The 23720-nt window shown below is 47.3% G+C and carries 23 protein-coding genes and 4 tRNA genes; 12 read left to right on the forward strand and 15 right to left on the reverse strand.

What is annotated here, in order from left to right; all coding sequences use genetic code 11:
- The first annotated feature begins 23 nt into the window (after positions 1-23).
- Complete coding sequence (locus IMZ38_RS03375; protein WP_193436755.1) at positions 24-293, forward strand: hypothetical protein; 270 nt, start codon at positions 24-26, stop codon at positions 291-293.
- A 163-nt stretch (positions 294-456) separates the two neighbouring features.
- On the opposite strand, the gene IMZ38_RS03380 is transcribed toward IMZ38_RS03375, so the two are convergent.
- Positions 457-1491, reverse strand: a complete 1035-nt coding sequence (locus IMZ38_RS03380) for a phosphate signaling complex PhoU family protein (RefSeq protein ID WP_193436756.1) — start codon at positions 1489-1491, stop codon at positions 457-459.
- A 185-nt stretch (positions 1492-1676) separates the two neighbouring features.
- Between IMZ38_RS03380 and IMZ38_RS03385 the strand changes: the two genes are divergently transcribed.
- Positions 1677-1779, forward strand: a tRNA-Cys gene (locus tag IMZ38_RS03385).
- A 21-nt stretch (positions 1780-1800) separates the two neighbouring features.
- Here the strand turns inward: IMZ38_RS03385 and IMZ38_RS03390 are convergent.
- The 3 genes from IMZ38_RS03390 to IMZ38_RS03400 form a co-directional block, all read right to left on the reverse strand.
- The gene (locus tag IMZ38_RS03390) at positions 1801-2328 is read right to left on the reverse strand and encodes a family 1 glycosylhydrolase (protein WP_227410925.1); all 528 of its coding nucleotides are present in this window, start codon (positions 2326-2328) and stop codon (positions 1801-1803) included.
- Positions 2274-2708, reverse strand: coding sequence for a hypothetical protein (locus IMZ38_RS03395; protein WP_193436757.1), 435 nt, complete (start codon positions 2706-2708; stop codon positions 2274-2276). The genes IMZ38_RS03390 and IMZ38_RS03395 overlap by 55 nt, the downstream gene beginning before the upstream one ends.
- A gap of 87 nt (positions 2709-2795) precedes the next feature.
- A complete protein-coding gene (locus IMZ38_RS03400) occupies positions 2796-4202 on the reverse strand; it encodes an extracellular solute-binding protein (protein WP_227410950.1) in 1407 nt (468 codons plus the stop codon).
- A gap of 93 nt (positions 4203-4295) precedes the next feature.
- On the opposite strand from IMZ38_RS03400, the gene IMZ38_RS03405 reads away from it, so the two are divergent.
- The 6 genes from IMZ38_RS03405 to IMZ38_RS03430 all read left to right on the forward strand — a co-directional run bounded on the left by IMZ38_RS03405 (position 4296) and on the right by IMZ38_RS03430 (position 9836).
- Positions 4296-5201 (forward strand): carbohydrate ABC transporter permease, encoded by a 906-nt coding sequence (locus IMZ38_RS03405; RefSeq protein ID WP_227410926.1) that lies wholly within the window; start codon positions 4296-4298, stop codon positions 5199-5201.
- Positions 5198-6037: a carbohydrate ABC transporter permease gene (locus tag IMZ38_RS03410; protein WP_193436758.1), complete on the forward strand. Its 840-nt coding sequence runs from the start codon at positions 5198-5200 to the stop codon at positions 6035-6037. Before IMZ38_RS03405 ends, IMZ38_RS03410 begins: the two co-directional genes overlap by 4 nt.
- Before the next feature lie 4 nt (positions 6038-6041).
- Positions 6042-7139, forward strand: a complete 1098-nt coding sequence (locus IMZ38_RS03415; protein WP_193436759.1) for an ABC transporter ATP-binding protein — start codon at positions 6042-6044, stop codon at positions 7137-7139.
- Positions 7140-7144: 5 nt separating this feature from the next.
- The gene (locus IMZ38_RS03420) at positions 7145-8263 is read left to right on the forward strand and encodes an ABC transporter ATP-binding protein (RefSeq protein ID WP_193436760.1); all 1119 of its coding nucleotides are present in this window, start codon (positions 7145-7147) and stop codon (positions 8261-8263) included.
- Positions 8256-8537, forward strand: coding sequence for a hypothetical protein (locus tag IMZ38_RS03425; protein ID WP_193436761.1), 282 nt, complete (start codon positions 8256-8258; stop codon positions 8535-8537). The genes IMZ38_RS03420 and IMZ38_RS03425 overlap by 8 nt, the downstream gene beginning before the upstream one ends.
- A gap of 66 nt (positions 8538-8603) precedes the next feature.
- Positions 8604-9836, forward strand: a complete 1233-nt coding sequence (locus tag IMZ38_RS03430; RefSeq protein WP_193436762.1) for a Gfo/Idh/MocA family protein — start codon at positions 8604-8606, stop codon at positions 9834-9836.
- A gap of 4 nt (positions 9837-9840) precedes the next feature.
- Here the strand turns inward: IMZ38_RS03430 and IMZ38_RS03435 are convergent, their stop codons facing one another.
- From IMZ38_RS03435 to IMZ38_RS03460, 6 genes are all read right to left on the reverse strand, one after another.
- Positions 9841-11064, reverse strand: a complete 1224-nt coding sequence (locus IMZ38_RS03435; RefSeq protein WP_193436763.1) for a hypothetical protein — start codon at positions 11062-11064, stop codon at positions 9841-9843.
- 1 nt (position 11065) lies between these two features.
- Complete coding sequence (locus IMZ38_RS03440; protein WP_193436764.1) at positions 11066-11965, reverse strand: ABC transporter permease; 900 nt, start codon at positions 11963-11965, stop codon at positions 11066-11068.
- Complete coding sequence (locus IMZ38_RS03445) at positions 11962-13029, reverse strand: ABC transporter permease (RefSeq protein ID WP_193436765.1); 1068 nt, start codon at positions 13027-13029, stop codon at positions 11962-11964. The genes IMZ38_RS03440 and IMZ38_RS03445 overlap by 4 nt, the downstream gene beginning before the upstream one ends.
- Positions 13019-14545: an ABC transporter ATP-binding protein gene (locus IMZ38_RS03450; RefSeq protein ID WP_193436766.1), complete on the reverse strand. Its 1527-nt coding sequence runs from the start codon at positions 14543-14545 to the stop codon at positions 13019-13021. The genes IMZ38_RS03445 and IMZ38_RS03450 overlap by 11 nt, the downstream gene beginning before the upstream one ends.
- A 57-nt stretch (positions 14546-14602) precedes the next feature.
- The gene (locus IMZ38_RS03455) at positions 14603-15850 is read right to left on the reverse strand and encodes a BMP family lipoprotein (RefSeq protein WP_227410927.1); all 1248 of its coding nucleotides are present in this window, start codon (positions 15848-15850) and stop codon (positions 14603-14605) included.
- A gap of 45 nt (positions 15851-15895) precedes the next feature.
- A tRNA-Met gene (locus IMZ38_RS03460) sits at positions 15896-16005 on the reverse strand.
- A gap of 154 nt (positions 16006-16159) precedes the next feature.
- Between IMZ38_RS03460 and IMZ38_RS03465 the strand changes: the two genes are divergently transcribed.
- Positions 16160-16987 carry a DMT family transporter gene (locus IMZ38_RS03465; RefSeq protein WP_193436767.1) on the forward strand — a complete coding sequence of 276 codons (828 nt, stop codon included), beginning with the start codon at positions 16160-16162 and terminating at the stop codon, positions 16985-16987.
- Positions 16988-17155: 168 nt separating this feature from the next.
- Entirely contained in the window at positions 17156-18040 is an 885-nt protein-coding gene (locus tag IMZ38_RS03470; RefSeq protein WP_193436768.1) for an NAD(P)-dependent oxidoreductase, read from the forward strand.
- 65 nt (positions 18041-18105) lie between these two features.
- Here IMZ38_RS03470 and IMZ38_RS03475 read toward each other — a convergent pair whose 3' ends face one another.
- Positions 18106-18966, reverse strand: coding sequence for an MBL fold metallo-hydrolase (locus IMZ38_RS03475; protein ID WP_193436769.1), 861 nt, complete (start codon positions 18964-18966; stop codon positions 18106-18108).
- 446 nt (positions 18967-19412) lie between these two features.
- On the opposite strand from IMZ38_RS03475, the gene IMZ38_RS03480 reads away from it, so the two are divergent.
- Entirely contained in the window at positions 19413-20468 is a 1056-nt protein-coding gene (locus IMZ38_RS03480; RefSeq protein ID WP_193436770.1) for an encapsulin, read from the forward strand.
- Between the two features lie 52 nt (positions 20469-20520).
- Here the strand turns inward: IMZ38_RS03480 and IMZ38_RS03485 are convergent.
- The 4 genes from IMZ38_RS03485 to IMZ38_RS03500 form a co-directional block, all read right to left on the reverse strand.
- Positions 20521-20621: transfer RNA gene (locus IMZ38_RS03485), tRNA-His, on the reverse strand.
- Positions 20622-20862: 241 nt separating this feature from the next.
- On the reverse strand, positions 20863-21765 hold the full coding sequence (locus IMZ38_RS03490) for a hypothetical protein (RefSeq protein WP_193436771.1): 903 nt from the start codon (positions 21763-21765) through the stop codon (positions 20863-20865).
- Positions 21766-21835: 70 nt separating this feature from the next.
- Positions 21836-22504: a DUF47 domain-containing protein gene (locus IMZ38_RS03495; RefSeq protein ID WP_193436772.1), complete on the reverse strand. Its 669-nt coding sequence runs from the start codon at positions 22502-22504 to the stop codon at positions 21836-21838.
- The gene (locus IMZ38_RS03500) at positions 22501-23544 is read right to left on the reverse strand and encodes an inorganic phosphate transporter (RefSeq protein WP_193436773.1); all 1044 of its coding nucleotides are present in this window, start codon (positions 23542-23544) and stop codon (positions 22501-22503) included. The genes IMZ38_RS03495 and IMZ38_RS03500 overlap by 4 nt, the downstream gene beginning before the upstream one ends.
- A gap of 98 nt (positions 23545-23642) precedes the next feature.
- Between IMZ38_RS03500 and IMZ38_RS03505 the strand changes: the two genes are divergently transcribed.
- Positions 23643-23716 (forward strand) — tRNA-Thr (locus IMZ38_RS03505).
- Positions 23717-23720: the final 4 nt, after the last annotated feature.

Here is a 23720-nt window from a genome sequence, read left to right on the forward strand (position 1 = left end):
TATATTAGTAGGTGTCTCCTACAGTGGGTGAGCTAAGACTCGATCCTTCATTCAGGAGAGAACTCATCTCCCTAATAATCAACGCCGGCCTCGAAGAAGACTTCATCGAATGGCTGAAGACCCAGGGAAGGACTCACATAATAGGCAAGATGGATAACGTGCCGGACGAACTGCTACTGGTTTATATTAGGGAGAAAAAGCTCACTGTTGAAGAAGAAACGGTCATACCGGAAAGGGTTGAGGCCGGCCCCGAGGACGACTTGTATATTAAGAGCAGGGAAGGGAGAAGATAGCCTTTTCTAGCTTACGGTGATTGTTTTTAAACCGTGATGTTCACGGCAAAGGATTGAGGCCGGGAGTGACCCGACCCATGCTCACTCTTCCCCCGGTACTCGGGGGCGTTGCATGGGCACCGGGGTCACACGTTGAAAAATATTCTCTCGGGGAGTTTTAAACCTATTTAACCTCTATCTCGGGTGATTTAGAAGCTTTAATGTTCAGGGAAGCCTCTGCTATCCCATTAGAGTATCTTACGATCCTTCTTAAACTGTCGCATACCATTACTAGGAATGCTTTCTCACGCTCCTCCATTTTAGCCGGGATTATATCCTCGTATAGAACCTTGTCTATCTGCTCGACAACCTCTTTCGCGCCCTGGATGACTTCTTCAGCACCTCTTCTACTCTGGCTGTATAAAGCCTCCATTGCCTTGTTGAATATTTCCAGGGCCTTGTATGAAATGTTTTCAACCATGTCTACTCTAGCTATTTTCTCAGTTCTCAATAATCTTTTAGCAATGTTGGTGGCGTGATCAGCTATTCTCTCAAGGTTCCTGGCTATAATCCTGTAGTTCATTGCTTCGATAATGTTTGAAAGGCCTAGTTCGTGCTGGACTCTGACATCGATTAAAGCCATTGACAGCTCCCTAACTATCATGTGATGGAACCTGTCTGCCTCGTCATCTCTCTGAATGACTGCTTCAGCCAGGTTCCTGTTATTGCTCAGTAACGCCTCCACCCCGTCCTGCAGCATATTGTTCACAATTAAATGTAGCCTGCGGAGAGCACTCACTATTGGGAGCTCCTTAATATTCAGCAGTATTTTGAAAGTTACAGCGTTGTAGGATTCCTCGACAACCTCGACGCCTGCGAGCTTCACCCTTGCAAGGTTCTTTATATCGCTGACTCTCTTTGCGAGATTGGGCAAGCTGGGGTCGAAAAGTATTGTGATATTGCTGTAGCCGGATAAGTAAGCCGCGACCAGCATTCTGAAAACCTGCTCCGTCGGGATGTCTGCTGAAACCTTGATTGTTGACTGTGATTGAAACACCTCCATTTCAGGCGGTATTATTACGAGCTTCCCCTCGTACTCGTAGACATATACGTGATCGCCGCTTTTCAGCTTAACAGCGTCAACCCACTCTTTTGGAAGTGTGATTATAAACGATGATGAGCCTGTTTTTTGAACCTTCCTTCTCTCTATATTGGGCATGAGTATATCACCACTTTTTTAATACATTTGTAATTATCATACAATATTTAATTTATGTACAAAACGTTTTTATATATTTACCGATAATCTAAGTGAAAAATAAGTACATGCTATACGAGTAATAAGAGTATTAGGAATCTTATACGTAAAAGTTAATTAATCCTTTAACATTAATGTAGAATTGAGCCGGGGTGGCCGAGCGGTCTAAGGCGGCGGGCTGCAGGGCTATTAAGCGCTCAGGGTTCACGGACACCCGTTTCACCGCGGGTTCGAATCCCGCCCCCGGCTCTCATCAACCTGTGAAACAGCTTACTGCATCATTACGAGATGCTCCAGCTCCTCCGGTATTCCATTAGTTCTCGCTATCTCACGGAACACTAGAGCGCTAGGGCGGAGATATCTTTTCTTTGTTTTAAAGTCGACCATGACTAGTCCAAACCTCTGCCTGAACCCCTGGGCCCACTCGTAATTGTCTGTCAGGCTCCAGTGGAGATAGCCTTTCACAGGTATTCCCTCGTTTACTGCTTTCCACACGTTGTAGACGTGGGAGACAAGGTATGCAGGTCTTAACGCATCCCTACTATCTGAAACCCCGTTCTCAGTCACGATCAAGTCGACTCTGTAACGGTTGAAGAGTTCTTTCAACAGTAGGTAGAGTCCTTCAGGATAAGCCTCCCATCCGAAATCGCTGCACGGGTTTCCAGCAGGGCTGTATCCTCTGGGAGTGCAGGTGTACCCGTATCCGGGTTTTAAAACTGGCTTGCCGTTGACGAATTGGAAGACTACACGACTGTAGTAGTTAACGCCCAGCCAGTCGAGCCGGCTAGCGCTGCCCACGAGTAGTTCCTGCCCACGTTAACCCTGTCCTCTAAAACACTGCTTAACGCAATGGTCACTGCTAGGTTGTGTGAGAAAGCATACCCTGCAACAGCAAGGATTTTCAAAACCCAGTTCTCAACCGTGAAAAGATGCCAGAGCAGTAAGCTTCCAAGGAGCGATAGCCAGAGAACCCTTCTCCTCCCGTAGACATCGCTCAAGCCTCCTACAATGAAGGAGAAAAGAGCGGGAGTGTACTCCGCGCTTACAAGGTAGAAGACAAACCACTCCCCGTACACGTCGTTCCCGTAGAGAGGGCGTGAGATCACAACGTACATTGAATAAGCAGTATTCAGCAATCCAAGACCCATCAGATACTTCAGGCTGATCCTATTCCCCAATAAACCCCGACCTATAGAAAAACATTTAAGAAGGGAAATATAAGCGAACAAGCCCTCTAAAAGAGGTTTTACAGGTTAAAAAAGAAACTACTTGTACTCCTGTATAATCTCCCACTGCCTCTGCGCAATAATATCCAAAGCCTCAGCAGGGGAAACCTCCCTTGCAACAGCCATGTTCAAATACAGCTGCTGAACCTCCAGCAGCCGCCCATAGAACGGGACGTTCCAGAAGTCTTTCGCATACTTCACAGCCTCGGTGAAAACTCTTGCCCACGGCTTCGAGTCAAGGAACTCGGGATCCTGCGCCACCGACTTCCTCGCGGTGAACCCCACTCTCATAGAGTACTCCTTGTAAGCGACAGTGTAGAACCATTTCAGGAACAGCTTAGCCTCCTCCTTATTCTTCGAGTACGAGCTTATCACTAATGGCTGGCCTCCCAGCGTGGTATACCTCGTGCCGTTGTGATGAGGCTGTATTGCCACCCCGGTTGCATTATAAACCCTGGATGTGTTGGGGTCGAACAATGCCGGGGCCATTGATGGCCATAGAATCGTCATTGCAACCCTACCTTGTGCATAAAGGGATATGACCTTGTCGTAGTCGAAGGTTGCAGGGCCCGGCGGCATGTAGTTGGTGAGGTCGACGAAGAATGTTAAAGCCTCCTTAGCCTTAGTGCTGTTGATATAGTTAACCGGGTTCTTAGTTACAGGATCCCATAGCTCCGCTCCCCAGCTCCAGAACACGCTCAGGAAAAAGCATGAGATGTAATCGTAGTCCCTGGACAATACGAGGGCTAAGCCGTAGAAGTCCTCTGTCAACGTTTTCCCTGCCAATGTCTCACCAGCCTTCCTTGTAAAGAACTCTGCAATGTCTTTTAACTGAACCCAGTCTAAGTTCTTCCACTCCTCCAAAGTTGTCGGCAGATCGTACCCGTACCTAGCCCTGAACGCGGCTCTCTCATCCGGGTGGTTGAAGAGGTCTGTCCTGAAGTATAGGAGAGGGGTTGCATCAGCATACCCGGGTATTGCCACGTAGTTGTCACTGCCCTGTGGGTAAGCAGTGTAGAAGTATACAAGGTTCTCGAAAGTATCGTTCAGAACCGCATACTTGAGATCAGGATCGTTGAGTATGTAGTCCTTTAAAGATATTATGTGGCCTCCTTCATACAGCTCTCCAAGCCATTGACTATCAGCGAAAATAATGTCTACCTCGCTACTCTTAGCAGTCATAATGCTTGTTACACGCGTGTAATAGGTACCCCATGGAGTGAAGTCGAATTTAACGTTAACCTTATACCCAAGCTTCTCCTGAGCATAAGCCGTGAAATCCGCTGCCATCTGCTCCATTATCTTACCAGGCTCCCATTCAGGGCTTAGAATAACGATGGTTACTTCCTTAGCTGGAGGTTGCGTCAAATAGTAGGCGGCAACAGCGACAATAATAATAGCTATAACTAGAATACCCACTAGCAGGGATGTTTTCAATATACCCACCAATATGTATCTACACCATACACATTTATATGTTTAACTTAGTCTAAGTTTTATTAAGTGCGAAGGCTTAGAAAACTATAAAAGGTGTCGGGTTTGGCGCGCTTCTATTTGAAGCGAGGAAAAATGGTGAACCCGTGGCTGCTAATACTTCCAGCTTTCCTGGTTTTGCTAGTTTTCAATATTTTCCCGCTTATATGGAGCCTAGGCATTTCCTTCCACAGGTTCTCAATAATTATTAGGGAAACGCCTAGGTATGTCGGCGGCTTAAACTATATTACAATGCTAACTAGCCCTGAGGCATGGGACAGGTTGCAGAGGACTGGCACCTTCCTCTTCTATTCCCTCCTCTTCCAATTCGGCATAGCTTTAACAGTAGCACTCCTCATGTTCGAGGATTTCAAGGGGAAGAGAACACTGCTCACGGTTTTCATGATACCGTTGATGATCGCGCCCATAGCCTCAGCATTATTCTTCAGGTACATGTTTGATGAAAACCTTGGACCAGTAAACAACTTCCTGGAATCAGTCCTCGGCACACGGGTCTTATGGTTCAGCAACGAGATCAGCCCTCTAGGAATCCCCTATTCATTGCTAACAGTGATAACGGTTGAAACATGGATATGGACTCCTTTCATAACCTTCCTCCTGATAGCGGGCATAAGCTCCATCCCAGGCGACCTGATAGAGCAGAGCAGGGTTGATTCTCTAAGATTCCGGTACAAGTTCAGATACATGATACTTCCCTACATCAAGCCCATGCTAGCCATAGCGTTAATCTTCAGATTCATGGATGCGTTGAAAACATTCGACTCCATTTACGTCTTAACTGCCGGGGGCCCGGGCTCTACAACGGAGTTAATATCGGTTTACATTTACAAGCTCGCTTTCGAAAGATGGGATTTTGGTTCTGCAACGGCGATGAGCTACCTGGTCCTTGTCGTGGTGATTTTCATGACGAATGTTTTCATGAGATACGTTCTCGGAGGTGAGAAGGAGTGAGGGATTATAGGAGGGAGACACGGGTCTACAAGATTCGCAAATACCTGAAGCTGGGGATTCTAATCACTATTGTGGTTATCTACCTGCTCCCAATCTACGGGATGTTCAACCTTGCCTTCCGCCCCAGGGCTGAAATGTTCACCGGGTTCTTCGTCATAACGCAGCCTACCTTAGAGAACTTCGTAGAAGCATATGAGTACGGTGCTTACTCAGCGATAGTGAACTCAGCAATCATAACGGCTGGCGGAGTAGGCTTGGCGCTGGCCCTCGCCGTTCTCGCATCATATGCTTTCTCAAGGTTTAAGGTGAAAGGTAAGAACCTCCTAATGTTCTACATCTTATCGACAAGAATGATGCCTCCTATAACACTGATAATCCCCATCTTCATAATGTACTATACTGTAGGGTTGAAAGGCACATACCTCGGGTTAATCCTAGTATACGGAATGATGGCTCTCCCCCTATCGGTTTGGATGACGAAGAGCTTCATAGATGACGTGCCCAAGGATATTGATGAAGCCGCGATGATAGATGGGCATTCAACAATGTACATCTTATTCAAAATAGTGCTACCGATGGTTATCCCCGGGATAGCGGCATCAGCAGCCTTCGCCGCGATAACCATATGGAACGAGTTCCTCTTCGCACTGCTCCTCAGCGGAATAGACACCAAGCCAACCTCAGTACTGCTGAGCAGTATAAGAGGGGAAAGGGGCTTCAACTGGGGCAGGGTTGCTGCCATAGAAGTAATATACATTATCCCGATAATAATACTGGTCTTCTGGCTTCAGAAACACATGCTGCGAGGACTCACTTTTGGAACAGTGAGGAGATAGTTTTATGGAGAAAGCCTTGATCGTCTCAGAGATTGTTAAAAAGATTAGGGGCAAGGAGGTGTTGAAAAACGTTTCATTCGAAGTGGAGAAAGGCCAGTTGCTGGTGCTACTGGGGCCGCCTGGCTCCGGGAAAACAACGCTCTTAAAAATCATAGCCGGCTTGGAGAAGCAGGATTCAGGCAGCATCTACATTAATGGTGTTAGAGTTGATGAAACTCCCCCATATGAGAGAAAAGTCTCCATGGTTTTCGAAACACTAGCGCTTTACTCGCACATGACGGTTTACGAGAACATCGCGTCTCCTATGGTAGCGGAGAAGAAGCCCAAGGATTTCATTGACAAGAGGGTAAGAGAGATAGCGGGTATTTTGAGGATAGAGCACCTCTTGGATAGGAGAGCGGACAAGCTCAGCGGGGGCGAGAGGCAGAGGGTTGCAGTAGCACGGGCCCTTGCTAAGGAAGCGGAGATATATCTGCTGGATGAACCGTTCTCGAATCTTGATGCTAAGATACGGTATGCTTTGAGAACAGAGTTTAAGAAGCTTAAAACAATACTTGGTAAGACGCTCGTATTAGCAACCTCAGACCCCCTGGATGCTCTGGCGTTAGGGGATGCTGTTGTTTTCATTGAAAAAGGCGAGGTGGTTCAGAGGAGCACACCAGTTGAACTATACTACAAGCCTTCAAGGCTCGACATAGCAAGGTACTTAACCGGTAAGATTCTCAACGAGGTAATCGTGAAAAAGAAGGCAGAGGGCGGTAAAACAGTAATAATGAGTGAGCTGGACATTGCAATATCAGAGAGTGTTTTAAGAGATCTCCAGGAAATCCCAGCAGAGAACATAGTGTTAGCCTCCCACCCCGATACCGCCATCATTGAGAAATCAGTTGAGAATTGCGACGGCTTAAAGTTGAAGGGGAGGTTTCTCGGATACGAGTACAGGGGTAGCGAGTTCCTCGTTTTCGCAGAGTACAAGAATCACTTGTTCAAAGCCTTGAAGTACGAGAAACCCCTCATAGATTTCAACGAACCAGTCGAGGTTTGCATCAGCAGGGAGGGATTAAACTTCTACAACCTCGACACCGGGGCATTAGTGAGGTGAAGCGAATGGTTAGTGTTAGAATAGATAATGTTTCAAAATCCTTCGGAAGCGTTCAGGCCTTGAGAAATGTTTCCCTGGAGATAAGCAATGGAGAGTTCTTCGCTATTCTAGGCCCCAGCGGGTGTGGGAAAACAACTCTTTTAAGAATAATAGCCGGGCTGGAAAAACCGACCAAGGGAAGGGTTCTATTTGACGAAATAGACGTTACCGATGTGCCTGCAGAGATTCGCGATGTCTCCATGGTTTTCCAGTTCTACGCTCTCTATCCAACCACGGTTTTCAACAATATCGCCTTACCTTTAAGGTCGAGAGGGCTTAGCCCTAGCGAAACACGTGAAAGAGTGGTGGAGATCGCTAAGCTAGTCGGGATTGAAAGCATACTCAACGCTCACGTTGACAGGTTAAGTGTTGCTGATAAGCAGAAGGTTGCACTGGCCAGGGCGATCGCTAAGGAGCCGCAACTATACCTTTTGGACGAACCATTAACCATCCTAGACCCGGTTTCGAGAGTGATTATGAGAGCTGAGTTGAAAAGGATTCAGAAAGAGCTTAAGCAAACAATAATATACGTTACCCATGACCAAATAGAGGCTTTAACCCTCGCGGACAAGATTGCAGTAATGAACTTCGGAGTTGTAGAGCAGGTTGGAACCTCGTCGGAAGTTTACGATCATCCAGAATCTGTTTTCGTTGGATGGTTCCTTGGCGAGCCGGGCATGAACTTCGTCGAGGCAAGTGTTGAGCAGGACTCCTTGAGAATAGGCGGAAAACCGGTTTTAAGCGAGAGGAGAATACTGGAGGATTTGAAGAGCAAAGGTTATGAGAAGGTTTTAACAGGATTCCGCGCCGAGCACGTCAAGATTTCCAAAACCCCTGTCACGAGGCTGGATGGTGTTGCAGTCATTGAAGGGGTTGTCAGAGTTATCGAATTCATGGGAACCTACTATGTTGTAGATGTTGAGTCGGATAGCGCAGAATTTAAAGTGAAAATGGATCCAAGGATCTTCTCCAACTTATCGATCGGGGAGGGTGAAAGAGTCTGGTGTTCCATACCGTTAGACAAAATACTTTTCTTCGACCCCGACAGTAGTAAAAGGATTGACGTAGGTGGTGGCAGTGGTTAAGGTCAACAGAAGGCTTATTGAGGAATTATTGATCATTATGGGGTTAATCAGCCTCGTACTAATTTTCCAGCCTGTCGACAAGACTTTGTACACTATTGGATGGAGCATAATTCTCGTCAGCACGCTCGGCTACGTCATATTCACTCTAATCCCGTCTCACACTACCGCCCCCAGGGAGCTGATCAAGAACTACTTCAAAACCTTAGTGATAGTGTTAATGGTGGTATTGGGGTTCCTGCTCATATCGATCATTCTAACGCCTTACTTAGTGTAAAGTCCTCGTTGAAAATCACAATCAAGTATTTTAGTGAAGTAAAACAAAATTTAAAATGGGATTAAGATGGGAGGAAACAATTCTCTGAGAATAGGATTCCTCGGCTCAGGATTTGTTGCAAAATTCCATGCCCGAGCTTTTAAAATGGTGAGAAACGCGGAGATATCAGCCGTTTACTCGAGAAGCCAGGAGTCTGCTAAATCACTAGCCTCGTTCATAGAGTCGCTCGGGTTTAAGCGTCCTAAGATATACACAGACATGCACGAGTTTGCTTCAGATAAAGATATTGACGCTGTGTGGATAATGCTTCCCAACAACCTGCATCTTGAGGCTACGAGGATTATTGCTGAGGAAGTCGTCCAGGGCAAGAGCAGCATTAAAGCCGTAGCTATCGAGAAACCCTTGGCCAGGAACATGAAGGAGGCTAATGAAATGATCAGGCTTGTCGAGAAGGCAGGCCTCCTTCACGGCTACTTGGAAAACCAGGTCTTCATGCCGTCTGTTATCAAGGGGAAGGAAGTAGTCTGGAGCATCGGAGCAAAGTACTCGGGAAGACCTTACCTTTCAAGAGCTGCGGAGGAGCATTCCGGACCGCACAATTCATGGTTCTGGGTTCCCAGCATATCGGGCGGGGGAGTATTAATAGATATGGCATGCCACAGTATAGAAGCCTCTAGGCACCTACTACTAGACCCGTCCAAGCCTAAGAGCTCGCTGAAGCCGGTGGAAATCTATGGTGAAACAGCGTTCCTGAAATGGGTTAAGCAGCCTTACGCGGATGATTTGAAGAAAAGGTTTAACGTTGACTTCCTTGAGGAGCCTGCCGAGGATTACGCGTTGACCGTGGTTAAATACAGGGATGAAGACGGCAACGAGGTTGTAACCGAGGCGAGGACCTCGTGGTCGTTCGTGGGCGCTGGATTAAGGCTCACCTTTGAAGTGCTGGGCCCGGAGTACAGTTTATCAATCAATACTCTCCAGCCTGAACTGTTCACATTCATAAGCAGGAACATTAAGATACCGGCTAGTGAGGAGTTTGTTGAGAAACAGAACGCGGAGCAAGGATTGATGCCTGTCCTACCCGACGAGGCCTTCACCTATGGGTATCAGGCTGAAGACGCCCACATGGTTGAATCCTTCCTAGCCGGTAAACTCCCCTATGAGAACTGGTATGACGGGAGGCTTGTAGTAGAGTTAATGATGCACGCATATCTATCAGCTGAGAAAGGTTCAAGAATCCGGTACGACCCCTCTTCCGTAGAGGATTATACCCCATTCGTTGCAAGGAAAACAAAGTAGTTTTTTACATATACCTTACCTTCAAACCTAGAATCTTCCCAAGCATCTCTAGTTCCGAGCCGTGGTCGCCGAGTAGGAGTGCGTAATGGTTTCCTATAGGTTCCTCAACAATCATCCACGGGTTTGAGAGACCGATTCTAACCTGGGTTCTACACCAGGACTCGCTCCATTCGTGAGCTAGTATTGTGCCAACCCCTATCCTGACCTCCTCGAGATCGGAGTCTACTCTGTAAACCGTTACTTTCCCGCCAACCGGGTAGTCAACCCTGACTCCTACTCCCCTGCCTGTTTCGAAATGCGTGTGAAGCAAGTACCTTCCTATTAGAGGCGAGGTGCAGTGGGCTATGACTACTTCATTGTTCTCGATAAAGGATGGATTACCCATGAAAACGGGCTTACCAGAGATCCACTCACCCATAGCCATCGAAACAAGGAGGGGGAGGTCGCCCTCGCAGGAGGCTGGGAACCCGTTAGAGTTGAGCAGGGATAGGGCGAGGCAGGCAGTTGTCCCTGTTAAAGGAATAATGTCGAAGCATTTAATGCTGATCCCGCTTAACCCGTAGTTTTCAATTATACTTTTCAAAGCGACGTATATTTTCAAGGCCTTCTCAACCTCGTGCCTTGGCACATGTACTTCGGCAGCCTTCTCCCAAACACCTGGCAAATCTTCGAGGGGACCAGCCCTTTCATACTCTTTAACAAGAGCTTCAACAGGTATTTCAACAATCTCCGAGCCCAGCTTCTCCCGAAGCGTATCAGGGCTCAGCTTGCTGTATACAAGCCAGTCGCTCACGCCCCCGATTAATCCAAACCTTGCACTTCTAAACCTGTCGACCACGCTGGCAACTCTCAAAACCTTTTCCAAAACCTCTACTGTTTCTTCAACAGGTTCGACAAGTTTCACAACGTGCTTGAACCCGTTCCTCCTAAGCAGTGACGAAGCCTCTATTGCTGCTGGAAGGCTGTTGTAGTATTTATGGGCTAGTAGGATGAGGAAACGCGACTTCTCAGCCGTCGCGGCAACGATTTTCTCCGTCCCCCCTGTAGCTATGAACACTACTCTGAGCAGGCATTCCTCTATGTTTTCAGCCGAGGGAGAATCCAGTATTCCATCGTATGCTATATTAGCGTTGACGCTGTTCAACATACCACGTACTTTTTTCTCAATTTGCCGAGAGTAATTAACGCCAATGGAGGATGAGGCTATGGAGAAGCATAATGTTTTCACGCTACTCCCTCCTATAAGGTCTTCCGGTAAACCTGGGAGGCCTGGCTCTACCTATAACTCCCGCGGTGACAGCGAGGGTAGCAATGTAGGGTATGGTCTCCATCAAAGGCAACGGTATCATCTCTTTCAATGGAGTAAGCTTCAACCACCCTATCAAAACCCAGAAGAAGCCGAATAAGTAGCTCCCAACCACCCCAAGCAGGGGGTTCCAGTTGGCGAAGTTAACAATAGCCAGCGATATGAACCCTCTACCCGCGGGAAGGTTCTTGGTTATCGAGGACAGCCAGTCTATGGCTAGGAAAGCCCCAGCCAGCCCTGTGAATAATCCCGTAATCGTGGAGGCAAGGGCTTGGGTCAGCTCTATTTTCACCCCTGTCGACTCAGCAGCCCTGGGCTCCTCACCGCAGGCTCTTAAAATCAACCCGTAGGGTGTTTTAAACAATACCCAGTAAGACCCTAGTGCTAGTATTAAACTAGCGAGAAATATTGGGGACAGGTCTGTCCCAGGTATTCGGGGAACCTTGAGGCTTGCGGGGATTGTGAAGTATCCTCTAACACCCCATACCGCCTCAACCCCGTATGGCACGAAGCCGGATGCGAAAAGGTTTATACCTATACCGCTAATTACATGGTCGCCCTTTAAGTAGGCAGTGATTAAAGCATGTAACAGCCCAATAAACCCTCCTATTAAAACCCCTGCAACCACCCCGGCAAACGGTGATTGAAACATGTATGCGAACACTATTGAGGCAAAGCCTGAGATGAGCATTATGCCTTCTAAGCCGATGTTTACAATTCCTGCTCTCTCCCCGATTATTTCCCCTACAGCAGCCAGGAGTAACGGGGTTGCAGCATAGGAGGTTTGGATTAGTATGTTAACTATTGCCTGAGCATCAATCATTTCTTCCCCCTCCACTGCTTCAACATTCTAACAAGCCCCGGCACAGCTAGTATGAGGATTATTATTCCTTGAACAGCCTTCACCATTTCAAGCGGTACCCCGCTCTCAATTTGCATACCCCGCGAGCCTGCTGTCAAAGCCCCCACGAATATTGCGGCTGGAATTATTGCTAATGGGTGGTTTCTCCCGATGAGCGAGACAGCGAGCCCGTCAAACCCCAATCCTACAAGGTTCGAAAGCCCTGTGGTGATGGCGTAGTGGGGAGGTCTTCCAGCAACCTCCATGACTCCGGCAAGACCTGCTAGGCTACCAGCTATTATGAACGAGTAAAGCATTGACCTCCTGACTTCAACGCCACCGTATCTAGCCGCGATCGGGTTGAGACCGGTTGCCCTGATCTCGTATCCCAGCGACGTGTGCCACATTATCACGTACACGACTACTGTAGCTACTAGCGAGATGATTATGCCAGCGTAAAGCTCCGTCCCCGGTACCAGGAGCGGTAGCCTACCCGCCTCAGGTATCTTGATAGTCCTCTGAGGCTCTGCAGGGTCGAAGTACACGTATGTTCTACCGTATTCAACTATCCAGAAGCCAGTCCAGTTCAGCATGATTGTTGACACGACTTCGTTAACCCCTCTCTGAGACTTCAAGAAGCCTGCTATCGAGGCCCATGTAATCGCTAACAAGACCCCGAAGAGGAATTCGGCAATTAAGTACAGCTCGCTGGGTAGCGATAACGATGCCACGATCACCGCGCCGAGAGCCGCCATGTACACTTGCCCCTCAGCCCCGATGTTGAAGACGCCTGCTCTAACGCTTACCGCGAAGGCCGCACCGGTCAGCATTAAAGGTGTTGCGAAACTCAGCGTGGTTGAAACACCGTATAAGTCGCCGAACGCGCTCTTAAATAATGAAACATAGGCTCTGATCGGGTCGAATCCTCCAGCAGCCATCAATAAGCCGGATATTGCGAACCCTGCTAACACTGCGAAGACAACTTCTACGATGTCATCCTCAAGCTTCGACAAGTCAATGCTTCCAAGGATTGAACTAGGCTTCACCTGCCCTCACCTCGCTCAACCTGTACCCGCCGATCATTAATCCTAACTCCTTAATACTTACCTCACCAGGCTTCACAACCCCCATGAACTCCCCCTTGTACATGACTGCAACCCTGTCGCTAAGCTCCAGTACCTCGTCGAGATCGCTTGAAACAAGTAAAACACCTTTACCCTCATCCCTGAGCTGGACGAGTAGTTTACGAATATACTCAGTAGCAGCTACGTCGAGGCCTCTTGTCGGCTGGTTAGCCACGATTAGCAGAGGATTCTTGGATAACTCCCTCGCTGCCACTAGCTTTTGCTGGTTACCGCCGCTGAGGCTTCTCACAGGCGTGTAGATGCTAGGGGCGAGTATTTCAAACTCCTTAACAATTTTACCAACATATGAAAATATTTTCTCGTAGTTGAATACTCCTAGCTTTCTCGTGAACGCGTTAGTGGTGTGAAGCCCTAGGATGCTGTTCTCCCACAAGCTCATTTCAAGTATTAAACCCATTTTCTGCCTATCCTCCGGGATATGAGCCAATCCCTTACTGTAGAGCAGCAACGGGTTTGCCTCCCTCAACTCCATGCCGTTGAAAACTATTCTCCCTTTCAAAGGCTTTCTCAATCCAGTAACAGCCTCAACTAGCTCAACCTGCCCATTCCCCTCAACCCCCGCTATCCCGAATATTTCTCCTTCATGGATTCTGAAGGTAACGCCTCTAACAGCATCCTGTCCTAAGTCACCCTTAACCCATAAGTCTTCAACCTCTAGAAGAGGTTTCCCAAACTCTCTCGGCTTCTTCTCTATTTTCAGGAAAACCTCTCTGCCAACCATCAGCCTCGCCAGTTCTCCAGGAGTGGTTTTCCCTGTTTCAACCTCTCCCGCAACCTTCCCCTTTCTTAAAACCGTGACCCTATCGGTGACCTGTAGTACTTCCCTAAGCTTGTGCGAGATGAAGACGATTGTTTTCCCTTCATTCTTCAATTTAACAAGGCTTCTGAACAACTCCTCGGTTTCTATCGGAGTCATATTAGTAGTGGGCTCGTCAAGGATTAAAACGTCAACCCCCCGGTACAGCATCTTTATGATCTCCACCTTCTGCCTTAATCCGAGCGATAAATCCTCCACTTTAACGTCCAGCGGGACTATGAGGCCGGAGCTTTTCATTACTTCCTCAAGTTTGGCGTCATCGATTTGACTCGACTTCAATCCAAGGTAAATGTTCTCCCTAGCTGTGAAAACAGGCACTAAGGCTGGGTGCTGGTGAACCATTCCAATACCTAGTGAGAGAGCTTCCGACGAGTTTTTAAAGAAAACTTTTCTACCATTAACTATTATTGTTCCACGACTCGGTTTTATCAACCCCGAGAGAATTCTCATTAAAGTTGTCTTCCCAGCCCCGTTCTCACCGAGCAACCCGTGTATTTCCCCGCGCCTGAGCCGTAAATTAACACCTTCAAGCGCTCTTACCCCGTCGGGGTAGGTTTTCCAAATATCCAGCATCTCCACGATAAACTCTACGCTAGACATTTAAACACCTGCTTTAAAATCTACATAGGTTTAAAGGCTTGTAGGTTTAAAAAAAGTTTAAGCTCCGAGAGCCTGCCTTATCTGCTGTATTTCGGAAGCGTCGAGCGGTATTGCCGCCTCGATATCTGAGAACTTAACGCCTCTAACCTCTATATTCTTATTCGTCTTCAACTCGTTCTGGAGTTTTGCAACCTCCTCCCATATCCAGGATGGGATGGAGTTTCGTAGAGCCTGAACCTTGGCAATAATATCCGTCTTATTCACAGTCTTACCTGCTTGCTCTGCAATGCTCAGGAAAGTATCCAGGTCTTCCACACTGCTCACGCCTACACCGCCCTCAGCTAATCCCAGCTCGAGAATGCCTCCATACTTCTGGATTTTCCCATCTCTATATTCTAATGCTCTCTTTACAGCTGTGTAAACGCCAACGTCCACCCTCTTCATCATACTCGCAATTATGAAGCCCGGCTTAATCCAGTCTTGATCAGCATCAACACCGATGCCGAAAGGCGGCCCCTGAGTCCTGCCTCTTGAAGCACAGTATTCTTCAACAGCCTCGAATATTCCCAGCCCTGTCGCGCCTGCGACATTGTACACCAGCCCGGCTCCCTGGGCTAGCTGGGCCTGGGTCGCGGTCTTACCTCCAGCAGGGTCGTCAAATCTTCCAGTGTAAGTCCAAAGTATTGTCAACGGGGTGATGTTCACGCCTGCTCTCTCAGCATACTTGGCTTCACCATACCTTATCCCCCAGTAATACCCTGCTTCAAACTTGTATAGCACTGGGATCTCCATGCCGAGGACTACTCCCACGGCTGAGTAGTTGTAGTAGTGTGCAACCATGGCTGCTAAGGCTCCTACTAGGGCGCTTCCCTCATGCTCCTTGAACACGACGCTTAAAACGTTAGGCTTGTCCACTACTGCGTCGATTATAGCGAATAATTGGTTCGGATATTCTTCTGCAACCTGGCTTACTGCGTCAGCCATTAAGAATCCAACAGCCACTATAACAACGTAATCACCTGATTTAGCAAGGCTCCTGAGATTAGGCAGGTAGTCCGACTCGCTCTTGCTTTGGACTTCAACAAGCTTCAGGTTGAAATCTTTAGCAGCCCTGTTTCCTCCGAGGTATGCCATGTCGTTGAAGCTTAAATCCCCTCTACCGCCAATATCGTAAACTATGCCTATTTTCCACTCGGCCACGGGTTGAGTAGAGTAGTAGTATATTAAGGCTCCAGCCACTGCAGCAACAATTATGAGGACGAGTATTATAGTTGTTCGAGCCACTGCTTTCAAAATACTCACCATATAATACTAAGATCCAGCTGTTATATAAGGATGAAGGAATAGAAGTGCCGCCGCCGGGATTTGAACCCGGGGCAACCGGATCTCCCCTGGGCCTCACGACCACGGTTTACAACCCGTATGAGTCCGGCGCTCTAGCCGAGCTGAGCTACGGCGGCCCTTCTCTCTAATAATCACTGATTCGAATCTTATAAAACTTAGTAGTAGGGTTAAATAATCATAATGCATCGAAACAGTTAAGTGCTAGGTTTTAGCTTACACCTGTGACAGGGTATATAATGAAACACAAGGAGTTTTAGGGGAAGCAAAGGAATGAGAGTGGTGAAACACAAACTGTACGTTTTATCCGCCGCAGTCCTATGGAGCACCATAGGGGTTGCGAGCGTGTATAGCACTGACCCGGCTTTAGCCGCCCTGGTGAGGGCTTGGGGGGCTGGGGCCGTGTCTTTGATAGTATTTAGAAGTAGAAGCTTTTCATCAATAATATCAGGCGTCTTCCTCGGAGCCCTCTTCATTCTTTTCTCGCTCTCAGCAGTCTCTGCAGGCGTAGGGGTTGCCGCGTTCCTACTCTACACGGCTCCTTTGTGGAGCACGCTGGGATCCCTGCTATACGGTGAGAAGCCGGGCCGGCTTGACGCGCTATCACTTGTTTTATTGTTATTAGCATTATCAATGATTGGTTTTGAAACCTGTAAGGAGTCGCAGGGTTTGACAGGGTTTGCAGCAGGCTTAGGCTCCGGCATATCATACGGTTTATACATTTCAATCGCGAGGAACTACTCCAGGAGAAACGGCGCGTTGAATGTTTCACTCGGGGCAATGCCGTACGCAGCTTTAATAACCACAATACTCACACTTGTTGTTCCAGGTTTCCGCGTGAAGACAGTTGTAAACTACGCCGCGGTTGCCGCGGGGATCTATTTAGCAATTTTCTGCACGATTCTACCTTACCTATTACTCTCCAAAGGACTTGAGAAAGTTAAGGCTTCAACAGCATCCCTGATAGGCGTTTTAGAGCCGGTCTTGGCAGCGGTTTGGGGCGTGTTCTTTCTAGGGCAGATTCCTTCAACAAACCTTACCCTAGCCTACGCGCTGATAACGTTCTCATCCCTTATGCAAGTCTTTTTCAAGCAATATTGATTACAATATGGTGTTTTAACGGGAAAATATTGGTTAACATGGAAGAACCGTTTGAAAGCGGTTTTGCCGCATCTGGTTTACTTATTGAAAAACATTCAATGCGAAAATTAATTATCTGATTTTAAAAGTTAAGTAAACCCCAACACATATTATATCGTAGGTGTTATGATGATTGTTGGAATAATTGGAACTGGAAACATGGGGTCCAGCCTAGCCGAGTGCTTGACGGGTAGAAATGTAGAAGTAGCATTGTTCAACAGGACAAGATCAAAGGCTGAAGAACTAGGTAGGAGGCTAGGGGCCCGAGTATACGATTCTCCTTCAGAGCTTGTTGAAAATGTTGAAGCCGCGATTGCCTTTGTAAGGGATGATCAAGCGTTGAGAACAGTATTATTCAGCATTGCGTCAAAGAGCGGGAAGATCGCTGGAAAAGTTTTCATAAACGCTAGCACCGTCACACCTTCTACCAGTCTGGAGGCTATGGAGATTCTCGGGTTAAAAGGAATTGACTATGTTGAAGCACCTGTTTTCGGAAGCACGAGTGAGGCGCGAGAGTGCAGGCTGATCTCAATGGTTTCAACCAAGGAGTATTTGCTTGAGAAAGCAACCAATGTCTTAAAGCTTTACAGCGAGCGGATACACTACATTGGAGAACCGCCAAAGGCGATGGTGGTTAAGCTGGCTTTAAACAATTTAGCACTCGCCCTCCCCGCGGTTCTCGCAGAATCTATCATGCTGCTCACATCATGGGACATCGAGTTAGACGTGCTGAGAAGGGTTTCCCAGAACACTTGGATCGAGCCAGTGTTAAACAGGTACTGGGATAGGGCTCTCGGAGATTCGAGGCCAAGGTTCACCGTGGACAATGCGGGGAAGGACTACTCTTACGTAGCAAGCGCTTTAAAATACAAGGGTCTACCCTCCTTCCTGTCTGATGCCGTCTCATCAATGTACCACCTGGCAGGTCGCAACGGCTTGGGCGATAGAGATTACCCGCAAATAGTTAAGTACTACCGTGAAATAGCCGGGAGAAGCCAATCCAGCGCAGGTTAACACCCAATATACTTCATTGAAAGTACTGTTCGAGATCTAACTAATTCAGGAATACAGTCAAGTCATCATCTCTGATCATGGTTTTTCCAGAGGATGTTGCGATTAGCTTCTAACAATCTAACCTCTTCACCCATAAACTCTGCTGCGGTGTTGATTTTTACCTTCGTATTCAGCTTTTCCAGCTTCTCAAAATACTTCTTATAGTGCTGGTCTCTCAGGAGGTGGTGATCAAGGATTAGAACGGTGTTCTGCTTGATATTCTTTAACAGCGTCTCAAGGTTTGTGAAATCCCTCTGATCCTCACCTAGGTATGTGGGTGGCCCGCTCATTATTAGAAAATCCGGTTTCTTACGCATTAAATAGTTGAAAGAATCCTGGCAGAGGCAGCCCTGGATATCGCTAGCATGGATTGCGGTCACCCCCTCCTCGGTTATCGCGGTGGTTAAAACCCATCCGAGTTTTGAACCGCATTGTCCATGTGAAAGAGGGTGTGAAAACTCCAGTGAAACCCGGCCTATCTTCATACTGGTTGAATCCGCGTACACTATCGATTTCGCAAGGTTTTTCACGTTCATTTTCTCTAGCAAGACGTAAGCCCTTATTCTCTGACTAGGGTTTATGAATACTCGTGGATGCTTGATGAGAAGATTTTTACCCGCGTAGTACTCTTCCTCTCCCACCCGGTATAGGTAGTGGTCTCTATGATAGTGTGAAATGACAATGTAGTCCGATTCTCTCGCATAGTCATATATCGCGTGGAGTTTTTCTCGCAGAGTCTTCAGCTCTTCTTCATGCGGCGGTAAACCATACCTCCTAGGCGCCAAGGCGGCTCCAGGGTCAATGAAAAACGTGCCTTCGGAAGTTTCTATGAAAGTAGCCATTGATCTAACTCCCATGCTGTCGAAAGCGATCAGCTTTATCCTCAACTACCTCACCGTCTAGAATATGTTATAGGTTTATGGGGAAAAAGACTATATGCTCAGGGAGGCTTCTTCCAACCCGGCTCTCACCAGAAAGGGTACCGGGTTTATCAGCAACCCTAAGGCTACAAAATCACACAGTACCGTCCTCACAATTATAACAAGGCTCTGATACCGACCCAACCCTTGTAACGATCCATTGTAGATCATTGCGAAGGCTAACTCTGAACTTATCGGGAAAAGCATTTTTGCCTGACAGGTTCCACCCAGGATCGCTCACACTACATCAATGGCTTAATCCTTGCGTATAAACTCGAGCAGGCTCATCACTATTTACCTGTGCTTAATGTTGGTTAATTTTTTAAATTTGTCTTAATAGAAACAATGTGAAATGGTTAGTTAGACGTCACAAATAATAAGGGCATGCAACCATTATTTAGAATGGGGATATAATGTTAAGCAAGAACCCGTTAGACATTCCTTCATCTAAAAAGCTGTCGAGTAGCGAGGTGGCTCAGGCGTTACGGTTAGCTATTATTGCTGAGTTAGACGCGATTAACCTGTATTTACAGTTGGCTAGCTCGATCGAGGATGAGAAGGTTAGGAAAGTATTTGAAGACGTGGCTTTAGAGGAGAAGACACACGTTGGAGAATTCCTTGCAATGCTTAAAAACATGGATCCTGAACAAGTGGAGGAGTTGGAGAAGGGTGCTGAAGAAGTGCGGGAGATAACAGGGGTGGAAACAGCCGGTTCCGCTGAGCCCGTGAGGAAGGGGAACGCGAAATCTTGGAGCGATTTCGAGGAGTTTGTTAAGGCTCAGGTTAGAAACACGGTGAAAGAGCTGAGTTTGATAAGGAACAACCTGCCGGTGATAATGCTTGGGAAAGGGGCTTCATCCACGGTGTTTGAGAGAGAGCCAGGTAAACAGATAATTATACCTTTAAACGAAGTATCGGTTAACTTCTTAATCAGCCGGAGAGAAGTCGACAACTGGTTGTCAGGCGTGAGCGATTTAAGCTTGCCCGATGTCTTCAAAGCATCTAGGGAGCTGGTTTTAGCTGAGGACAGGCTTGTATTGGAACGGCTCCTCGAGTGTAAGGAAACCATCACATATGATGTCGGCACATGGGAGAGTGGAGATGAGGTTGTTAACGATGTTGCGAGAGCGGTTTCAACCCTGATGTCTTCAGGCTTCCATAAAAATATTATGATGATAATTAATCCTGCCAGGTATGCTAAGCTGTTAAGAGTTGATTCTAGAACAGGGTTAACCACCTTGGAAAGGGTTAAAGCCTTCGTATCCAACATTGTTATTACGCCGCTCATCAGCGAGAAGGAGACCATAATACTCTCCTCAACACCAGAGGTGGTCGACGTGGCCGTAGGCGGCAACTCCGAGGTTGACTACATAGGGCCTAAAGACGGTCTTCACGAGTTCAGGGCTTGGTCGTCAATAGCTGCTCGCATAAAGAATGGACACGGTATAGTGATTCTCAGAGAGAAATAGGTTACCCAGCCGTGTTTCAAAACATGTTGTTTAAATCATTTTTTAAAATAAGGGCCCGGGCCGGGATTTGAACCCGGGACCTCCGGGTTTCAGCAAGCCCCTCATCACGGGCTTCCACAGCCCGGCGCTCTATCCAGGCTGAGCTACCCGGGCCACCTCCAACAGTTCACGTGGCCTGGGGTCATCATTGCCTAACGGCTCTATGCTCGGGCCCTTCAAAAGTATCAAGGTTGAAAAGGGCTTATATCTTTATTTTCCCAACCAAACCACTCCTCCACTGGTGGGGCTTTGGTCAAGCCAGTGGCCTTAGTTTCCGGGTTAAAGAAGATGGTTGAAGCAACTGGGCAAGGTTTACTGGTAAAAACACCGTTTAAAATAAAACATAATTTTGGGGTTAAACCAGTTCTTTCACGCCCCATAGTCTAATGGTAACAGGCATTCTTGTCATTATGGGCATGGTCTTCTCAAGGTCGCTCGTATATCCTTTCAATGGCTTGTTATCCACTACACCTACGAAGCCCATGAAGTCCCCGGCTCTTGAAACAGGTATGGTTACGCTCATCCTGTTCAACGGGTCGCGTATCGTTATCAATGCCAATTTGTATTTGGCAATCTCCCTTATCGACTCCAGGGTTGTCTTAACGAGATCGTTAATCGTCCATCCCGGGCTCAGGTTTTTAGTGGTTATAAGGTCTGATTTAAGCATAAGAACCGCTAGGTATGTCTCATCTAGCAGTTTTTCAACAGGATACTCCTCTTCCTCTCTCTTAGGAGCTGGCGCGGCTGGTGCCGGCGTAGGAACAGGAGCTTCAGGTTTAACCGGGGCTGGTGTCGGTGTTGGAGGAGTTGGCGGTACAGTAATTGGTGGGGGTTTAACAGAAACTTTGGGAGGTCTCTCAAACAATTCTAACAGCCCGGAGTAAAGTAGTGATACGAAATTGTTGCACACACCGCCTTCTTTCGACTCACAGTTAATGCGTATATCCGCCATGCTCCCTTTATCAGCTGGTTTCACCTCGGCTTTCAACACGAAATCGGCCAGTTCGCCAGACCCTTTTATGATGATGCTGTTTTGAGTAACGCTCTCCACGTTTAGGTCGAACACGAGCTCGCGGTCAAACCCGTGGAATGTTTTAACCTTTGCTTGAAGCGAAACTTTTCCCTCCTTGGAAGCAAGGGTTTTCACGTTTTTGACATTCTTGAAGAATGTTTGAAGGTCGTACATGAATCCTAGAAGGCTTAACGGCTCCATCGTCACACTCGTGGAAAATATAACATATGCGCCAATAATAGGCATTCAAACCACTCTCCAATCTAAGTTAAAATTATGTAGAAATTAAGAATATAAAGATATGGAGGTACTTACACTAGCTTAAAGATACAGCAAGCATTCTGATAATGTCGGCAACCCTTTCTCCTCTGTCAGTGGCCTCTTCCAAGGTGTCGATAATCTCCTTGCTCAGAATACACCACTCTATGGATTTTTCATTGCATTTTTTAAGAACTATCTTATACGCTTCGAGCTTCAAGTCGTCAACCTCTTCCTCTATTTTCTCAATCTCATTAGTGTATTCTATCGTCTCCTGGGCACTCCTTTTCAGGCTTTGAAGAGCGGATAGGATGAGCTCGGCAATATGCCTTATTTTAGAAGAAACGGTGGAGATGTATTCAATCACGTGCTCCTCCAACTCTTCTGAAGCATCCATGAGTATGAGGATTCTTTTTCCAACGGCGCGGCAGTAGCCTGCGATCTGGTCAATGTTTAGTGTCAGATTTATCAAGTACTCCCTGTCTATGGGGTGGATTAAGACCTGGCTAACCTCCTTCATGAGAGTCCTCTTGAAAACATCGGCCTCTCTCTCAAGCGAGGAGAGTTTTTCATAATCTTTTCTGAAAGAGTTGAGGTCGCGATTTTTCACATGAGAGATAGAGTCCTCTAGCGCCCGAGCTGTCTCTACGACTTTCTCAACATGTTTCAAATGGTCTTCAAGAATCTTCTTCTCCATCTGCTTGGAGGTCCAGAACCAGGTGCTCATATAACCCCCACCAGGAGCCCTATAATATGATAAAGTATTGCTCCGATTATTATAGTTATGGGGAGAGTTAGCAACCAGGAGAAGACAATCTTTAACACAACGCTTTTACTGCCTTGAAACCATTTCCTCCCGTACTTAGCCAACCCTACTCCAATAATAGATGAGACTGATGCGTGAGTGGTTGATATTGGCATGCCGTAGCCTATTAGCCACGAGGGAATAGTTGTGAATAGCCAAACGGTAAGAGAGTTTGAAGCTTCAGCAACCACTCCTGACCCGTAGTCGAGCTTCGTTATCTTGTACGCAACAGTGTCTATTACTTTACGACCGATACTCCAGCCGCCCACCACGATGCCTGCAGCACCCATTGACGCGAGAACAAGCATTGTGTGGGCATCGGGCAAGCCAAGGTATTTCGATGTTACAAATAAGTAAACCCCTGTAGCGTTCGCAACATCGTTAGCGCCGAAAGAGTATGCTGAGAATAGCAGTGTGAGGATCATGAGTATTTTAATAGCCCTCCTCCCTCCCGGAGTGGTTTCAAGCATTGTTAAACGTTTTTGAAGAACCGTGTAAAGGCTTAGTGAGAGAAGTATTGCTGATAGCGGCGATATTATCCAGCTTAACACAATGTTGGATAGAACACTGAAATTCAAGTCTCCCAGGGACAGCTCGCCTTTAAGAACCATTCCAAGGCCAACGCCTATCACACTTCCCACAATACTCTGAGATGTTGAAATCGGCATTCCTTTCAAAGTAGCTATCAACACCCATGAACCCGCTGCCAGGACTGTCGCTACAGCTCCGGCTAATGGTATTGTGGGGACGATGCCCTTCCCAATGGTTTTGATCACGAACGAGCCTTGTAGCAGAGCCCCTGCGAAAACCCCTATCGAGAAAAGGGCGAGAGCTTGACGAACTGTTAGGACGCCGGAGCCTACGGCCGTGTCCACCGGGTTAGCGGCATCGTTTCCCCCGATATTCACTGCCATGAAAAACGCGAGGCAGTACCCGATTATCACAAGCACTATTGGTTCCATATTGCCCTGTTGAAAGTATTCAGCCCTCAGTTAATAAATCTCCATCCTAAAGTAATAGTTAAATATTTTAGTCCTTTCTCCTAAACAATTTTAAACAGGCCGCCGTAGCTCAGCCTGGTGGAGCGCTGCCCTGGTAAGGCAGAGGTCCCGGGTTCGAATCCCGGCGGCGGCTCTAC

It is taken from the genome of Thermosphaera aggregans (genome assembly GCF_014962245.1).
GTDB lineage: Archaea > Thermoproteota > Thermoprotei_A > Sulfolobales > Desulfurococcaceae > Thermosphaera > Thermosphaera chiliense.

Excerpts from the sequence above, each read along its gene's own strand:
- IMZ38_RS03380 (WP_193436756.1), bottom strand. The coding sequence starts at position 1,491 with ATGCCCAATATAGAGAGAAGGAAGGTTCAAAAAACAGGCTCATCATCG.
- IMZ38_RS03415 (WP_193436759.1), top strand. The coding sequence starts at position 6,042 with ATGGAGAAAGCCTTGATCGTCTCAGAGATTGTTAAAAAGATTAGGGGC.
- IMZ38_RS03420 (WP_193436760.1), top strand. The coding sequence starts at position 7,145 with ATGGTTAGTGTTAGAATAGATAATGTTTCAAAATCCTTCGGAAGCGTT.
- IMZ38_RS03430 (WP_193436762.1), top strand. The coding sequence starts at position 8,604 with ATGGGAGGAAACAATTCTCTGAGAATAGGATTCCTCGGCTCAGGATTT.
- IMZ38_RS03440 (WP_193436764.1), bottom strand. The coding sequence starts at position 11,965 with ATGATTGATGCTCAGGCAATAGTTAACATACTAATCCAAACCTCCTAT.
- IMZ38_RS03450 (WP_193436766.1), bottom strand. The coding sequence starts at position 14,545 with ATGTCTAGCGTAGAGTTTATCGTGGAGATGCTGGATATTTGGAAAACC.
- IMZ38_RS03455 (WP_227410927.1), bottom strand. The coding sequence starts at position 15,850 with ATGGTGAGTATTTTGAAAGCAGTGGCTCGAACAACTATAATACTCGTC.
- IMZ38_RS03465 (WP_193436767.1), top strand. The coding sequence starts at position 16,160 with ATGAGAGTGGTGAAACACAAACTGTACGTTTTATCCGCCGCAGTCCTA.
- IMZ38_RS03470 (WP_193436768.1), top strand. The coding sequence starts at position 17,156 with ATGATTGTTGGAATAATTGGAACTGGAAACATGGGGTCCAGCCTAGCC.
- IMZ38_RS03480 (WP_193436770.1), top strand. The coding sequence starts at position 19,413 with ATGTTAAGCAAGAACCCGTTAGACATTCCTTCATCTAAAAAGCTGTCG.
- IMZ38_RS03490 (WP_193436771.1), bottom strand. The coding sequence starts at position 21,765 with ATGCCTATTATTGGCGCATATGTTATATTTTCCACGAGTGTGACGATG.
- IMZ38_RS03495 (WP_193436772.1), bottom strand. The coding sequence starts at position 22,504 with ATGAGCACCTGGTTCTGGACCTCCAAGCAGATGGAGAAGAAGATTCTT.
- IMZ38_RS03500 (WP_193436773.1), bottom strand. The coding sequence starts at position 23,544 with ATGGAACCAATAGTGCTTGTGATAATCGGGTACTGCCTCGCGTTTTTC.